This is a genomic window from Marinobacter sp. bablab_jr003, from assembly GCF_016464245.1.
Lineage (GTDB): Bacteria > Pseudomonadota > Gammaproteobacteria > Pseudomonadales > Oleiphilaceae > Marinobacter > Marinobacter vinifirmus.
On the sequence record NZ_JADARC010000122.1, the window covers coordinates 1 to 271 of the forward strand.

The following is a 271-nucleotide window of genomic DNA, read 5'->3' on the forward strand; positions in this document are numbered from 1 at the left end:
GGAAATGCTGCTTTTATCTTCAGAAAGAAGTAGTCGTTATCCCGGTAGCCGTAGGCCACCCGCTTGATCACCTTGATCTTGTTGTTCATTCCCTCCAACACACTGGTGTTCAGCCGGTAGACCGCGCTGGCGATAATGCCGTCGACGTAGCCCTTGAGGCGCCTGGCAAACTGCTGCACGGGGGCCAGCCCACTACTCATAGCCAGATTTAGCCAGTCTTGCCAGCGTTGTCTGGCATCGGCCTCTGAGGGAGCGTACCAGAGCTCTTTGA

1 protein-coding gene is annotated in these 271 nt (G+C 55.7%); it reads right to left on the bottom strand.

Annotated features, from left to right (window positions below):
- Positions 1 to 271 (bottom strand): transposase (locus tag H3Z84_RS14515; RefSeq protein WP_199457962.1); only part of this gene is annotated, 271 nt, incomplete at both ends.